The organism is Streptomyces sp. ERV7 (assembly GCF_001653515.1).
Classification (GTDB): Bacteria; Actinomycetota; Actinomycetes; order Streptomycetales; family Streptomycetaceae; genus Streptomyces.
On the sequence record NZ_LYOY01000029.1, the window covers coordinates 283,497 to 299,107 of the forward strand.

Below are 15,611 nucleotides of genomic sequence, written 5' to 3' on the forward strand. Positions count from 1 at the left end.
ACAGCCTGGGAAGCGTCAATCCGGGTCGGTCCGGATGACGCCTCGAGAACCGAGGGGACATACAACAGATGGAAGCGCGCCTGCTACGTCTGAGGTGCGCAGGCTCGCAGCGCAACTTGTAGCATACGGGGGCAGCCGGACACGGTCAATGCGCGAAGGCGCACACCCGGGGCGGATGCCCGCATTTCCGGCACAACTGAGGTTCTCCGAGGCCACGTAGGCCCAAGCCGACTCATGCAGAACGCGATGGACCATCCGCGTTCACGCTGTGCGCAAACTACAACGACGGGCACGATGATCCAAGAGCACGAGGCCGAATTCGAGCCCGCCGCGACGCGGCGTGACGCGGGCGACGCGGAGAGCAGCCGGGCCAGCCGCGGCTGGTGGGACCGGAACGCCGACGAGTACCAGACCGACCACGGAGCGTTCCTGGGGGACGACCGTTTCGTCTGGGGCCCCGAGGGGCTGGACGAGGCGGACGCGGCGCTCCTGGGCCCCGTGGAGTCACTGAACGGACTGGACGTCCTGGAGATCGGCGCCGGTGCGGCCCAGTGCTCGCGCTGGCTGGCTGCCCAGGGCGCCCGGCCGGTCGCCCTGGACCTCTCGCACCGCCAGCTCCAGCACGCGCTGCGCATCGACGGCGGGGAGGTTCCGCTGGTGGAGGCGGACGCGGGGGCGCTCCCCTTCGCGGACGGCTCCTTCGACCTCGCGTGCTCCGCGTACGGGGCGGTCCCGTTCGTGGCCGACCCGGTGCGGGTCTTCCGCGAGGTGCGCCGGGTGCTGCGTCCCGGCGGGCGCTGGGTCTTCAGCGTCACGCACCCCATCCGCTGGGCGTTCCCGGACGAGCCGGGCCCGGAGGGGCTGAGCGTGGCCGCGTCCTACTTCGACCGCACCCCGTATGTGGAGCAGGACGAGGCCGGGCAGGCGGTGTACGTCGAGCACCACCGGACGCTGGGCGACCGCGTCCGCGACGTGGTGGCCGGCGGCTTCCGTCTGATCGACCTGGTCGAGCCGGAGTGGCCGGCGTGGAACACACAGGAGTGGGGCGGCTGGTCCCCGCTGCGGGGCAATCTGCTTCCGGGCACGGCGATCTTCGTGTGCGAGCGGGATTAGGCGGGTTGGTAAGCGGGTTAGTAATACGAACCCACAAACCAGCTGGTCTGTGGACGGCTGGAAACAGCGCCGGGCCGGGACGTACGAAACTGTGGTCGTGATCCGAACCGACGCGATCGAGCGTCTTCCCGTACGCCATGCCGTGCCCGAGCTGCTCAGCGCACTCGACGGGCGCGGCACGGCGGTCCTGTCCGCGCCCCCGGGCACCGGCAAGACCACGCTGGTGCCGCTGGCACTGGCCGGGCTGACCGGGGCCGGGCCGCGGCGGCGGGTGCTGGTGGCCGAGCCCCGGCGGATGGCGGTCCGGGCCGCCGCCCGCCGGATGGCCTGGCTGCTCGGCCAGGAGGTCGGGGACGCGGTCGGTTTCTCCGTGCGCGGGGAGCGCCGCACCGGCCCCGGCACGGTCGTCGAAGTGGTGACCACCGGCGTCCTGCTGCAACGGCTGCAGCGCGACCCCGAGCTCGCGGGGGTGGACGTGGTGCTGCTAGACGAGTGCCACGAGCGCCATCTCGACGCGGACACCGCGATCGCCTTCCTCGTGGACGTCCGGGCCGCCCTGCGCCCGGAGCTCCAGCTGATCGCGGCGTCCGCCACCAGCGACGCCGAGGCCTGGTCACAGCTCCTGACGGTGGCCGACGGCTCGGGCCCAGCCCCGGTCGTGCGGAGTACGGGACAGGGCCACGGGGCGGTGATCCACTACGCTCCGCCGCCCGCCGGGATCCGCCCGGCGCACGGCACCTGGGTGGACCCGCAGCTGCTGCGCCACGTCGCGGCGACGGTCCGGCTGGCCCTGGAGGCGCATGAAGGGGATGTGCTCTGCTTCCTGCCGGGCACCGGGGAGATCGCCCGGACGGCCGGGATGCTGGACGGGGTGGACGCCGAGGTCCTCCAGCTGCACGGGCGGGCTCCGGCGACGGTCCAGGACGCGGTGCTGCGGGGCGGCGAGGGGCGTCGGCGGGTGGTTCTGGCGACCTCCGTGGCCGAGTCGAGCCTGACCGTGCCGGGCGTGCGGATCGTGGTCGACTCGGGGCTGGCCCGCGAGCCGCGCGTCGACCACGCACGAGGACTCGGCTCGCTGGCGACCGTGTCGGTGTCGGACGCCGGGGCGACCCAGCGGCTGGGACGCGCGGGCCGGGAGGCGTTCGGCACGGTGTACCGGTGCTGGGCGCCGGCCGATGACGCCCGGCGCCCGCGCTTCCCGTCCCCCGAGATCAGAATCGCGGACCTGGCGTCCTTCGCCCTGCGGGCCGCGTGCTGGGGAGACCCGACCGCGCGGGGCCTGGCCCTGCTCGACGCCCCGCCCGCCGGGGCGATGGCGGCGGCCCGCTCCGTTCTCACCGCGATCGGCGCGGTGGACGAGGACGGCCGGGCCACCGACCGGGGCGTGCGGATGGCCAGGCTCGGGGTACACCCCCGGCTGGCCCGGGCGCTCCTGGACGGCGCGGCCGAGGTGGGCGCACGCCGGGCGGCCGAGGTGGTGGCGCTGCTGAGCGAGGAGCCGCCGAGGGAGTACGGGGACGACCTGGCGGCGGCATGGCGCACGGCCCGCCGGGGCGGCGACGGGTACGCGGCGCGCTGGCGTCAGGAGGTGCGGCGGCTGACCTCGGCAGTGACGGCAGCGGGTCCCGCGTCCGCCTCTCCCGCAGGCCCCGGTCCGGGGGCGGGAGGTCCGTGTAGTACGGCGAGTTGCCGCTGGCCGGGGCTCCGGGGGGAGGCGTCGGAGTGCCGGACGCCGCGTGTTCACCCGCCGGGCCGTTGACGAGGGCACCGGGCCCCTGGGAGGCGGAGAGCGCCGCCACCGCCGCCGCCGCCACAGCGGTCGTGGTCGCTCCCTTGCGCAGCCGTCGCCCGATCTGCGGTGCCATACGTCCAGCCCCTCCCCGTGGTCAGCAGTTCGCGCTCCCCAGCGCAGGCCTCAGGAGACCCTAACGGACCCATTGGGTGCCGCGACACCGCCCCTTGACCCTTATTCACCTTTTCACCGCTTAGTCACCCGGCGGCTGCCCGGATATGGCGGAGAATCGGTTCCCCTCTACCGCTCCACCGCACAAGGACCTGCCCGCCGGGTGCGGCACCGGGCTGGCAGGTCCTCGGGGCCCGGTGGTCCGGGCCGGTGCTCAGTGCGCGGCGGACTCCCAGTCCGCGCCGGCGCCCACCGACACGTCCAGCGGGGCGCGCAGGGACACCGCCGAGGCCATCTCCCGGCGGACCAGGGCCTCGACCTTCTCCCGCTCCCCCGGCGCGATCTCCAGGACGATTTCGTCGTGGACCTGGAGCAGCAGACGGGTAGTGAGGCCCGCCTCGGTCAGGGCGTGGTCCACCTTGAGCATGGCGACCTTGACGATGTCCGCCGCCGTGCCCTGGATCGGGGCGTTGAGCGCCATCCGCTCGGCCATCTCGCGGCGCTGGCGGTTGTCGCTGTTGAGGTCCGGCAGATAGCGGCGGCGGCCGAGCATCGTCTCCGTGTAACCGGTCGCCCTGGCCTCCTCCACCACGCGCTGGAGGTAGTCCCGTACGCCACCGAAACGCTCGAAGAAGGTGTCCATCAGACCGCGCGCCTCGGCGGCCTCGATGTTCAGCTGCTGGGAGAGGCCGAACGCGGAGAGGCCGTAGGCCAGGCCGTACGACATCGCCTTGATCTTGCGGCGCATCTCCGGGTCGACCTGGGTCTTGTCGACGCCGAAGACCTGGGACGCGACCGTCGTGTGCAGGTCCTCGCCCGAGGCGAAGGCCTCGATGAGGCCCTCGTCCTCCGAGAGGTGGGCCATCACCCGGAGCTCGATCTGGCTGTAGTCGGCGGTGAGCAGCGACTCGAAGCCCTCGCCGACCACGAAGCCCCGGCGGATGGCGCGGCCCTCGTCCGTACGCACCGGGATGTTCTGGAGGTTGGGGTCGGTCGACGAGAGGCGGCCGGTCGCCGCGACGGTCTGGTTGAAGGTGGTGTGGATGCGGCCGTCCGCCGCGACGGTCTTGATCAGACCCTCGACGGTGACCCGCAGCTTCGCCTGCTCGCGGTGGCGCAGCATGATGACCGGCAGCTCGTGCTCGGTCTGGGAGGCCAGCCACGCCAGCGCGTCCGCGTCCGTCGTGTAGCCCGTCTTCGTCTTCTTGGTCCTGGGCAGGGCGAGCTCGCCGAAGAGGACTTCCTGGAGCTGCTTGGGCGAGCCGAGGTTGAACTCGCGGCCCACCGAGGCGTGCGCCTCCTTCACGGCCTGCTGCACCGCGCTCGCGAACTGCTGCTCCATCGCCTCCAGATGGGCGCGGTCGGCGGCGATGCCGTACCGCTCCATCTTGGCGAGGAGGGCCGAGGTGGGCAGCTCCACGTCGTGGAGCAGGTCGGCCGCGCCGACCTCCTTGAGCCGCTCGCTGAAGGCGTCGCCCAGGTCCAGGACCGCGCGCGCCTGGGTCATCAGGGCCTCGGCCTCGGCCTGGTCGTCGGCGCCGAAGGCGAGCTGGCCGTCGGCGGCCGCCGGGGCGAGCTCGCGGCCCAGGTACTCGACCGACAGCGCGTCCAGGGCGAAGGAGCGGCGGCCGGGCTTGACCAGGTACGCGGCAAGCGCCGTGTCCATGGTGACGCCCGCGACGCTCCAGCCGTGCTCGGGGAAGACCCGCATCGCGGCCTTCGCGTTGTGCAGGACCTTCGGCTTGGCGGTGTCCGCGATCCAGGCGGCGAAGGCGCGCTCGTCGGCCTCGTCGAGCTCGGACGGGTCGAACCACGCCGCGGGGCCGTCGGCGGCGGCCAGCGCGATCTCGCTCACGCTGCCCGTACCGAGCGCCCAGGCGTCGACGGTGGCCAGGCCCAGCGGCCCGGCGCCGTGCTCGGCGAGCCAGGGGGCGAGCTCGCCCGCGCCCAGGACCGCGCCGTCGAGCTCCACTCCGGCGGCGGGGGCCGGGGCCTCCTCCTCGCCCGCGCCCGGGTCGACCGCGAGCAGCCGCTCGCGCAGCGACGCGTTGCGGATCTCCAGCACGTCCAGGACGCCGATCAGCGCCGTCCGGTCGTACGGCGCGCGCTCCAGGTCGGCCGGGGTCTTGGGCAGCTCCACGTCCCGCACCATCTCGGTGAGGCGGCGGTTGAGGCTGACGGCCTCCAGGTGGTCCCTGAAGTTCTGCCCGGCCTTGCCCTTGACCTCGTCGGCGCGCGCGACCAGCTGCTCGAAGGAGCCGAACTGGTTGATCCACTTCGCGGCGGTCTTCTCGCCCACGCCGGGGATGCCCGGCAGGTTGTCGGACGGGTCGCCGCGCAGCGCCGCGAAGTCCGGGTACTGCTGCGGGGTCAGGCCGTACTTCTCCTCGACCTTCTCCGGGGTGAAGCGGGTCAGCTCGGAGACGCCCTTGGTGGGGTAGAGCACCGTGACGCTCTCGGAGACCAGCTGGAAGGAGTCGCGGTCGCCGGTGACGATGAGGACCTCGAAGCCCTCGGCCTCGGCCTGGGTGGCGAGCGTCGCGATGATGTCGTCGGCCTCGAAGCCCTCGGTCGCGAAGCGCGGGGCGTTCATCGCGTCCAGGACCTCGCCGATCAGCTCGACCTGGCCCTTGAACTCGTCGGGGGTCTTCGAGCGGTTCGCCTTGTACTCCGGGAACTCCTCGGAGCGCCAGGTCTTGCGCGACACGTCGAACGCCACCGCGAAGTGCGTCGGCGTCTCGTCACGCAGCGTGTTCGCCAGCATCGACATGAAGCCGTACACGGCGTTGGTCGGCTGACCTGCGCCGGTCGTGAAGTTCTCCGCGGGCAGCGCGAAGAACGCCCGGTACGCCAGGGAGTGCCCGTCCATGAGGAGCAGGCGCGGTCGGTTGTCTGGGGTCTTCTTCGATGCTGTCTCAGCCACGACCCCGATCCTGCCACGCCCCACTGACAATCCCCGCCAGTGCGGAGCGGGGACCGTGCCGGGACGGTTGTCAGTGGCCCGTGACAGGATCGGAACCGTACGTATCGCACACGTCGCTCGAAGGGGAGCGCCATGGCCACCAAGCCGCCCGCAGGGGACCCGGTCCAGGACGCGCCGCAGGTCGCGCCGCCCAAGCACGCCGCCGCCGGGCTCACCGCCATCGGGTACACGGCGCTGGTGGCCCAGCAGCAGATGGGCGTCGCCCGGGCGACGCGGACACTGCTGAAGGTCAACCAGAAGGACGGCTTCGACTGTCCGGGGTGCGCCTGGCCGGAGGGCGACAAGCGGCACGTGGCGGAGTTCTGCGAGAACGGGGCGAAGGCGGTCGCCGAGGAGGCGACGCTGCGCCGCGTCACCCCGGACTTCTTCGCCGCGCACCCGCTCGCCGACCTCGCGGGCCGCAGTGGGTACTGGCTGGGCCAGCAGGGCCGGATCACCCAGCCGATGTACCTGCCGGAGGGCGCCGACCGGTACGAGGCGGTGACCTGGGAGCGGGCGTTCGAGATCATCGCCGATGAGCTGCAGGCGCTGGACTCGCCGGACGAGGCGCTCTTCTACACCTCGGGCCGCACCAGCAACGAGGCCGCGTTCCTGCTCCAGCTCTTCGCGCGCGAGTTCGGCACCAACAATCTGCCGGACTGCTCCAACATGTGCCACGAGTCATCGGGCTCGGCGCTCACCGAGACCATCGGCATCGGCAAGGGCAGCGTCTCCCTGGAGGACATGCACCAGGCCGACCTGATCATCGTCGCCGGGCAGAACCCGGGCACCAACCATCCCCGGATGCTCTCGGCCCTGGAGCAGGCCAAGGCGGCGGGCGCGAAGATCATCTCGGTGAACCCGCTGCCCGAGGCGGGCATGGAGCGGTTCAAGAACCCGCAGACGGCCAAGGGCCTCGCGCTGGGCGGCCAGAAGCTCAACGACCTCTTCCTCCAGATCCGCATCGGCGGCGACCAGGCCCTGTTCCGCCTGCTCAACAAGCTGATCGTGGAGACCGAGGGAGCCGTGGACGAGCTGTTCGTCCGCGAACACACCCATGGGTACCAGGAGTTCGCCGCGGCGGCCCGGGCGGCCGACTGGGACGAGACGCTGGCCGCGACGGGGCTCACGCGCGCGGAGATCGAGCAGGCGCTGTCCATGGCGCTCGCCTCCAGGCGCACCATCGTCTGCTGGGCGATGGGCCTGACCCAGCACAAGCACGCGGTGGCGACCATCCGGGAAGTAGTCAACTTCCTTCTGCTGCGCGGCAACATCGGCCGCACCGGTGCCGGGGTCTGCCCGGTGCGCGGCCATTCGAACGTCCAGGGCGACCGCACCATGGGCATCTTCGAGCGGCCCGCGCCCGCGTTCCTCGACGCCCTGGAGAAGGAGTTCGGCTTCGCACCGCCGCGCCACCACGGCTATGACGTGGTGCGCTCCATCGAGGCGCTGCGGGACGGGAAGGCCAAGGTCTTCTTCGCGATGGGCGGCAACTTCGTGGGGGCCACGCCCGACACCGAGGTCACCGAGGCGGCGATGCGCCGCGCCTCGCTCACCGTCCATGTGTCGACCAAGCTCAACCGGTCCCACGCGGTGACCGGCCGCCGCGCGCTGATCCTGCCGACGCTCGGGCGCACCGACAAGGACGTGCAGAAGAGCGGCAAGCAGTTCGTCACCGTCGAGGACTCGATGGGGCTGGTGCACTCCTCGCGCGGCAACCTCAGGCCCGCGAGCCCGCACCTGCTCTCCGAGCCCGCCATCGTCGCCCGCCTCGCGCGCGCCACGCTCGGCGCGGGGTCCTCGGTGGACTGGGAGGAGTTCGAGAAGGACTACGCGACGATCCGCGACCGCATCGCGCGCGTGGTCCCCGGCTTCGAGGACTTCAACGCGCGCGTGGCGAAGCCCGGCGGCTTCCGGCTGCCGCACGCGCCGCGCGACGAGCGCCGCTTCCCCACGGCGACCGGGAAGGCCAACTTCACCGCGGCGCCGGTGGAGTATCCGACGGTGCCCCAGGGGCGGCTGCTGCTGCAGACCCTGCGCTCGCACGACCAGTACAACACCACCATCTACGGCCTGGACGACCGTTACCGGGGCATCAAGGGCGGGCGCCGGGTGGTCCTCCTGAACCCCGAGGACGGGCGGGAGCTGGGCTTCGCGGACGGTTCGTACACGGACCTGGTGAGCGAGTGGAAGGACGGCGTGGAGCGGCGGGCGCCGGGCTTCCGTGTCGTGTACTACCCGACGACGCGGGGCTGCGCGGCGGCGTACTACCCGGAGACCAACGTGCTGGTGCCGCTGGATTCCACGGCGGACACCAGTAACACCCCTGCCAGCAAGTCCGTGATCGTACGTCTGGAACAATCGGCGACCGTCTAAGCGTTCGCTCAGACAGGCCGGCGGATCCTTGGGATCGGCCGGCCGGACGGCCAGACGGCCTGACGGAACCGGACCACGATCGGAGTCCCGCCCATGGGTGAGCAGAGCAAGGTGAAGTTCCCGCAGGAGATCATCGACGAGTACGCGGCGCTGGGCATCGACCTGCCCGCGCTGTTCTCCGCGGGGCACCTCGGCACCCGGATGGGCGTGCAGGTCCTGGAGGCCTCGGCGGAGCGGGTCGTCGGCACGATGCCGGTCGAGGGCAACACCCAGCCGTACGGGCTGCTGCACGGCGGGGCCTCGGCGGTGCTGGCCGAGACGCTCGGGTCGGTGGGGGCGATGCTGCACGGCGGGATCTCCAAGATCGCGGTGGGGGTCGATCTGAACTGCACGCATCACCGGGGGGTGCGGAGTGGGCTGGTGACGGGGGTGGCTACGCCGGTGCATCGGGGGCGGTCCACGGCGACGTACGAGGTCGTGATCACGGATGAGGACGGCAAGCGGGTGTGTTCGGCTCGGTTGACTTGTCTGTTGCGGGATGCGGAGCCGTCCAAGGGGTGAGTTGGCCCCTCCGTGTTCCGGCGGGGGGCGGGCCGCGTCGTCCGTCACTGCCGTTCCGGCGCCCTCGACCAGCACTCCGGAGGAGGACTGCCGGCTGCTGGTCGACTACTGGGCGCGGGCCATGATCCAGGGCAACCGCTGGTCGGGGCTCGACTGGGAGCAGAAGGGGTTCTCGATCGACCAGCACGCGATCCACGAGCGGATCGTCGCCGCCGCCCGGAGCGAGCAGCGCGCGCACGGCACCGAGGCCGCGCTGCGGCTGATAGATCGCCGGGCGCGAGAGGAGTGCACTGCTCTGCGCGGTGCGATGGGGGGTGGTGCGCACTAGGGGTGACGTCGAGACCGTTACCGGGTCCATACCAATCTTCCGGCCACTCCCGATCGTAACGCTCCGTAACTCGGGCGAAATGGATAAACGGGATCCGGGGCTCCGGTCGACATTCACAAGATCATTACGGAAATCCCCGCCCCGGCGTATCGCCGCAGGTGGGGCCCGTAGCCCCGCCGGGGCCGGTGTCAGTAGCAAGATCCGCTCAAGCCCCTTAGCGGAACTGGGAATTCTCAGTATGTGGGCGCTCTTCGGGCTCAGCAATGCCCCCATCTGTCCACAGAGCTCCCCTCGGCGTGTCCGCTCGTCATAACAAGAAAGTCACATCCTGACCTTCCCTGGTCCCCGACTCAGCACCTGCGCCTAGAGTCACGGCCAGTCACCGCGCCGCCGGGCGCGTCTGCTGCACGGCCCCTGTACCAACCCAGTACGGCCCGGCGAGTCACACGGCGTCTCAGCGGAGGCGTCGCGCCAGGGAGAGGACATATCGTGCGACACCGTTCCTTGCTCATACTCACCACCGTGCTCACCACGGGGGCGCTCACCCTCACCGCGTGCGGATCGCGCGACAAGAAGGACGACAACGGCGGCGGCGGCAAGACGACGACCGTGGTCATCGGTGTCGACGCACCCCTGACCGGCCAGAACTCCGCCACCGGCCTCGGCATCCAGTACGGCGTGCAGATCGCCGTCGACGACGCCAACGCCAAGAACCTGGTCCCCGGCGTCAAATTCGCGGTCAAGGCGCTGGACGACAAGGCGCTGCCGCCGACCGGCCAGCAGAACGCCACCGCGCTCGTCGCCAACAAGGACGTCCTCGGTGTGGTCGGCCCGCTGAACTCCGGCGTCGCCCAGACGATGCAGCAGGTCTTCGCGACCGCCAACCTCGTCGAGATCTCCCCCTCGAACACCAACCCCACCCTGACCCAGGGCAAGAACTGGGCGGCCGGGAACAAGACCCGCCCGTTCAAGACCTACTTCCGCACCGCCACCACCGACGCCATCCAGGGCGGCTTCGCGGCGGACTACGCGGTCAACACCCTGAAGAAGAAGAGCGTCTTCGTCGTCGACGACAAGCAGACCTACGGCGCCGGCCTGGCCGGGCTCTTCAAGCAGGGCTTCACCAAGGCGGGCGGCAAGGTCGCCGGCGAGGACCACGTCAACGTGGGCGACAAGGACTTCGCCTCCCTCGTCACCAAGATCAAGACCTCGGGTGCCGACCTCGTCTACTACGGCGGTCAGTACGACGAGGCGCAGATCGTCACCAAGCAGCTCAAGGACTCGGGCGCCAAGATCCCGCTCTTCGGCGGCGACGGCATCTACAGCGACACCTTCATCACCACCGCCGGCAAGGCCGGTGAGGGCGACCTCGCCACCTCGGTCGGCGAGCCCGTCGACGGTCTGCCCGCCGCCAAGGACTTCATCCAGAAGTACAAGGACAAGAAGTACCCGGGCGACTACGGCACCTACGGCGGCTACTCGTACGACGCGGCCACCGCGATCATCAAGGCCGTCGGCAACGTGGTGAAGGACGGCAAGGTCCCGGCCGACGCCCGTCAGCAGATCGTCGCCGAGGTCCAGAAGAGCCAGTTCGACGGTATCGCCGGCAAGGTCTCGTTCGACGAGTTCGGTGACACCACCAACAAGCGGCTGACCGTCTACCAGGTCACCAACGGTAAGTGGAAGGCCGTCAAGAGCGGCACGTACGACGCCGGCTGATCCAGCCCCCGTACGACCTGTTCCACAGCACCACAGCACCACCGCTCCACCGCACGACAACAGGGCCGCGCGGCCACGACAACCGTCTACCGCGCGGCCCGACGTCTACTCCCCTTGCACTCACTCCCCATCCACATGGAGGCCATGCGGTGCACACTCTGCCGCAACAGCTGGCCAACGGGCTGCTCCTCGGCTCGATGTACGGGCTGATCGCCATCGGCTACACGATGGTGTACGGCATCGTCCAGCTCATCAACTTCGCCCACGGCGAGATCTTCATGACCGGCGCCTTCGGCGGACTCACGGTCTACCTCTACGTGCTGCCCGACGGCATATCCATGTGGATAGCCCTCCCCCTGATGCTCATCGGCGGCGCACTCGTCTCCGTGCTCATCGCACTGGGAGCGGAACGCTTCGCCTACCGACCACTGCGCAGCGCGCCACGGCTCGCACCGCTGATCACCGCGATCGGACTCTCGCTCGCGCTCCAGCAGGCGGTCTTCAACTGGTACCCGGACGCCAAGAACGACGAGCGGTTCCCGCAGCTCCCGGGCGGACCGTTCCACGTCGGCTCGGTCACCTTCGGCTCCGGTGACATCTTCCTGATCACGGCAGCCCCGCTCTGTATGGCGGCGCTCGCCCTGTTCGTCCGCTCCTCGCGCACCGGCCGCGCCATGCAGGCCACCGCGCAGGACCCGGACACCGCCCAGCTCATGGGCATCGACACCAACCGCATCATCATGATCGCCTTCGCCATCGGCGGCATCTTCGCCGCTGTCGCGGGTATCGCCTGGGGCCTCAAGTACGGCTCCATCAAGTACGAGATGGGCTTCCAGGCCGGTCTCAAGGCGTTCACCGCCGCCGTCCTCGGCGGTATCGGCAACATCTACGGCGCCATGATCGGCGGTGTGGTCCTCGGCCTCGCCGAGACCATGGCCAGCGCGTACATCGCCGACGTTCCCGGGATGCAGCAGCTCGGCGGCTCGGGCTGGGCGAACGTCTGGGCGTTCGTCCTCCTCATCCTCGTCCTGCTCTTCAGGCCACAAGGCCTGGTGGGCGAACGCGTCGCGGACAGGGCGTGATCGACATGACCACCAGCACCGTCAAGAACGTCGCCACCCCGGCCGAGCCGCGCGGCATCGTCCCGCTGCCCGCGCCCGTGGCCCAGTTGCTGATCGCGATCGGCGCCGTCGCCACCATCGCCTCCACCTTCCTCGCCTGGACCTGGACCTCCGAGTTCCCGGGCGACCTCACCGTGACCGGCTACCCCGCCGGGCTCCAGACCCTCACCCTGGTCGCCGGAGCGCTCACCCTGCTGTACGCCCTCGCGGGCTACAAGGTCCGGGGTCTGGGCTGGCTCAACCCGGGCGGCACCAACAACCCGGTGCTCCTCGCCGCGTTCTCCGCGTTCGCGGTCGTCTGGTACACCGTGATCGCCATCGCCTACGACCTGGGCGGCCTCGCCAACCTGGAGCCGGGCGCGTTCGTCGCCGCCGTCGCCTCGATCCTGCCGGTCGTCGGCGCGCTCGCGCTGCCCCACCCGGGCCGCTCGCTGCGCGACCACATCGCCAAGCCGGACGGCATCCCGGCGGCCGCGCCGCTGCCCAGCTGGGCCCAGCGTCTGATCATCTCGCTGGCGACCGCGCTCGGCCTGGTCGTCTTCACGTACGGCATCGGTGTCGACAACGAGGAGAGCGAGACCTTCATCGGTCTGCTGCTCCTGGTCCTGTTCGGCTCGATGGCGCTGTTCGCCGCCGGGCTCTTCGAGCGGTTCACCGAGCTCAACGTCCAGCACAAGGGGTTCGCCACCACCGCCGTGTTCCTCGCGGCCGTGATCTTCCCCTTCACCCAGAGCGAGGACCACAACGCCAACCTCGGCGCCAACATCCTCATCTTCGGCACCGTCGCCCTCGGCCTCAACATCGTCGTCGGCCTCACCGGACTGCTCGACCTCGGTTACGTGGCCTTCCTCGGCGTCGGCGCCTACGCGGCCGCGCTGGTCTCCGGCTCCGAGTTCTCCCGCTTCTCCGGTGTGCAGGTCCCGTTCTGGGCCGCCGCGCTGATCGGTATGGGAGCGTCACTCGTCTTCGGCGTGATCATCGGCGCACCGACGCTGAGGCTCCGCGGCGACTATCTGGCGATCGTCACCCTGGGCTTCGGAGAGATCTTCCGGATCACCGTCAACAACCTCGACGGCGCCTCGGGCCCCAACCTCACCAACGGCCCCAACGGCATCTCCCAGATCCCCGACCTGGAGATCTTCGGCTTCAACCTCGGTGCCGCGCACGACATCGCCGGACGCACCATCGGCCGCTTCGGCAACTACCTGTTCCTGATGCTGCTGATCACGGCGCTCATCGTGCTCGTCTTCAACCGCGCCGCGAACTCCCGTATCGGCCGCTCCTGGATCGCGATCCGCGAGGACGAGACCGCCGCCACCGCCATGGGCATCAACGGCTTCCGGGTCAAGCTCATCGCCTTCGCCCTGGGCGCCTCCCTCGCCGGTCTCGCGGGTACGGTCTTCGCCCACGTCAACTACAGCGTGGTGCCGAGCCCCTTCCAGTTCGCCGGTGCGGCCCCGCCCAACTCGGCCTTCCTGCTCGCGGCCGTCGTCCTCGGCGGTATGGGAACGGTGAGCGGTCCGCTCCTGGGCGCCTCGCTGCTCTACCTCATCCCCGAGAAGCTGGGCTTCCTCAAGGAGTACGAGCTCTTCGGCTTCGGCGTCGCCCTCATCCTGCTGATGCGGTTCCGGCCCGAGGGCATCGTCGCCAACCGGCGCCGCCAGCTCGAATTCCACGAGACCGGCCAACTGGACGTGCCCGAACAGGGACTTCCGGACACCACCGTCGGCGTCACCAAGGCGGAGGCGTAACCATCATGACCACCACCATCGCCCCCAGCCCGGTGCTCGAAGCGTCCGGCGTCACCATGCGGTTCGGCGGTCTGACCGCCGTACGCAACGTCGACCTCACCGTCAACACCGGCGAGATCGTCGGTCTCATCGGCCCCAACGGCGCCGGCAAGACCACCTTCTTCAACTGCCTCACGGGGCTCTACGTCCCCACCGAGGGCAAGGTCTCGTACAAGGGGACCGTGCTCCCGCCCAAGCCGCACCTGGTCACCCAGGCCGGCATAGCGCGCACCTTCCAGAACATCCGGCTCTTCGCCAATATGACCGTTCTGGAGAACGTGCTCGTCGGGCGGCACACCCGCACCAAGGAGGGCCTCTGGTCCGCCCTGCTGCGCGGCCCCGGCTTCAAGAAGGCCGAGGCGAAGTCCCGTGAACGGGCCATGGAACTCCTGGAGTTCATCGGCCTGGAGCACAAGGCGGACCACCTCGCCCGCAACCTGCCCTACGGCGAGCAGCGCAAGCTGGAGATCGCCCGGGCGCTGGCGAGCGAGCCGGGGCTGCTGCTCCTGGACGAGCCGACCGCCGGTATGAACCCGCAGGAGACCCGGACCACCGAGGAACTGGTCTTCGCCATCCGGGACATGGGCATCGCCGTTCTCGTCATCGAGCACGACATGCGCTTCATCTTCAACCTGTGCGACCGCGTGACGGTGCTGCTCCAGGGCGAGAAGCTCGTCGAGGGCACGTCCGACGTGGTGCAGGGCGACGAGCGCGTCGTCGCGGCGTACCTCGGCACCCCCTTCGAGGGGGCGCCCGGGGACGAGGAGGTCGCGGAGGTCGAGGCGGCGGCAGCGGCAGCGGCCGAGGCCGCCGAGGCGGATTCCGCCGAGGCTCCCGCCTCCCCGGAGGCCGCGCCGGCCGAGGCGGATGCCTCTTCGGCCGAGGCCGGGACCGATGCCGCCGAGGCCGAGACCGACGCTCCAGGAAAGACCCGTACCGAAGGAGACTCCCAGTGACCGCTCTTCTGGAAGTCGAGGACCTCCGCGTCGCCTACGGCAAGATCGAGGCCGTCAAGGGGATCTCCTTCAGCGTCGAGGCGGGCCAGGTCGTCACGCTCATCGGCACCAACGGCGCCGGCAAGACCACCACCCTGCGGACCCTGTCCGGGCTCCTCAAGCCCTCCGGCGGGCGGATCACCTTCGACGGGAAGCCCCTGTCGAACATCCCCGCGCACAAGATCGTCGCGCTGGGACTCGCCCACTCCCCCGAGGGCCGGCATATCTTCCCGCGGCTGTCCATCGCCGAGAACCTCCAGCTCGGAGCGTTTCTGCGGAGCGACAAGGACGGCATCGAGAAGGACATCCAGCGCGCCTACGAGCTGTTCCCCATCCTGGGCGAACGGCGCAAGCAGGCGGCCGGCACACTGTCCGGCGGTGAGCAGCAGATGCTCGCGATGGGCCGGGCGCTGATGTCCCAGCCCAAGCTGCTGATGCTGGACGAGCCGTCGATGGGCCTCTCCCCGATCATGATGCAGAAGATCATGGAGACCATCGTCGAGCTCAAGGCCCAGGGCACCACGATCCTGCTCGTCGAGCAGAACGCCCAGGCCGCGCTGTCCCTGGCGGACCACGCCCATGTGATGGAGGTCGGCGAGATCAAGCTCTCCGGCTCCGGCCAGGACCTCCTCCACGACGAGAACGTCCGCAAGACGTACCTCGGCGAGGACTAGCGTCCCCACGCTGTACGGATACGGCCCGCACCACTGATCAGTGGTGCGGGCCGTACCGCGTCCGGCTCG

At 70.3% G+C, this 15,611-nt stretch carries 10 protein-coding genes and 1 pseudogene; 10 read left to right on the forward strand and 1 reads right to left on the reverse strand.

The window, feature by feature from the left end; translation table 11 throughout:
• Window positions 1-294 precede the first annotated feature (294 nt).
• Together A8W25_RS07605 and A8W25_RS07610 are read left to right on the forward strand one after the other, a co-directional pair.
• Window positions 295-1,113, forward strand: coding sequence for a class I SAM-dependent methyltransferase (locus A8W25_RS07605; protein ID WP_067157918.1), 819 nt, complete (start codon window positions 295-297; stop codon window positions 1,111-1,113).
• 97 nt (window positions 1,114-1,210) lie between these two features.
• Window positions 1,211-2,779: pseudogene (locus tag A8W25_RS07610) on the forward strand (helicase-related protein); the annotation flags it as partial.
• Window positions 2,780-3,230: 451 nt separating this feature from the next.
• On the opposite strand, the gene polA reads toward A8W25_RS07610, so the two are convergent.
• A complete protein-coding gene (gene polA / locus A8W25_RS07615) occupies window positions 3,231-5,939 on the reverse strand; it encodes a DNA polymerase I (RefSeq protein ID WP_067157921.1) in 2,709 nt (902 codons plus the stop codon).
• Window positions 5,940-6,071: 132 nt separating this feature from the next.
• Here polA and A8W25_RS07620 point away from each other — a divergent pair, with 132 nt between their 5' ends.
• From A8W25_RS07620 to A8W25_RS07655, 8 genes are all read left to right on the forward strand, one after another.
• Complete coding sequence (locus tag A8W25_RS07620; RefSeq protein WP_067157924.1) at window positions 6,072-8,354, forward strand: FdhF/YdeP family oxidoreductase; 2,283 nt, start codon at window positions 6,072-6,074, stop codon at window positions 8,352-8,354.
• 93 nt (window positions 8,355-8,447) lie between these two features.
• Window positions 8,448-8,915 carry a PaaI family thioesterase gene (locus A8W25_RS07625; RefSeq protein ID WP_067157927.1) on the forward strand — a complete coding sequence of 156 codons (468 nt, stop codon included), beginning with the start codon at window positions 8,448-8,450 and terminating at the stop codon, window positions 8,913-8,915.
• 1 nt (window position 8,916) lies between these two features.
• Window positions 8,917-9,243: a hypothetical protein gene (locus tag A8W25_RS07630; RefSeq protein ID WP_067157930.1), complete on the forward strand. Its 327-nt coding sequence runs from the start codon at window positions 8,917-8,919 to the stop codon at window positions 9,241-9,243.
• A 489-nt stretch (window positions 9,244-9,732) separates the two neighbouring features.
• Window positions 9,733-10,962 carry a branched-chain amino acid ABC transporter substrate-binding protein gene (locus A8W25_RS07635; protein ID WP_199831696.1) on the forward strand — a complete coding sequence of 410 codons (1,230 nt, stop codon included), beginning with the start codon at window positions 9,733-9,735 and terminating at the stop codon, window positions 10,960-10,962.
• A 149-nt stretch (window positions 10,963-11,111) separates the two neighbouring features.
• A complete protein-coding gene (locus A8W25_RS07640) occupies window positions 11,112-12,044 on the forward strand; it encodes a branched-chain amino acid ABC transporter permease (RefSeq protein WP_067157936.1) in 933 nt (310 codons plus the stop codon).
• Window positions 12,045-12,049: 5 nt separating this feature from the next.
• Window positions 12,050-13,834 (forward strand): branched-chain amino acid ABC transporter permease, encoded by a 1,785-nt coding sequence (locus A8W25_RS07645; protein WP_067160782.1) that lies wholly within the window; start codon window positions 12,050-12,052, stop codon window positions 13,832-13,834.
• Between the two features lie 5 nt (window positions 13,835-13,839).
• A complete protein-coding gene (locus tag A8W25_RS07650) occupies window positions 13,840-14,829 on the forward strand; it encodes an ABC transporter ATP-binding protein (RefSeq protein WP_067157939.1) in 990 nt (329 codons plus the stop codon).
• Window positions 14,826-15,542: an ABC transporter ATP-binding protein gene (locus A8W25_RS07655; RefSeq protein ID WP_067157942.1), complete on the forward strand. Its 717-nt coding sequence runs from the start codon at window positions 14,826-14,828 to the stop codon at window positions 15,540-15,542. The genes A8W25_RS07650 and A8W25_RS07655 overlap by 4 nt, the downstream gene beginning before the upstream one ends.
• The last annotated feature ends 69 nt before the right edge of the window (window positions 15,543-15,611 follow it).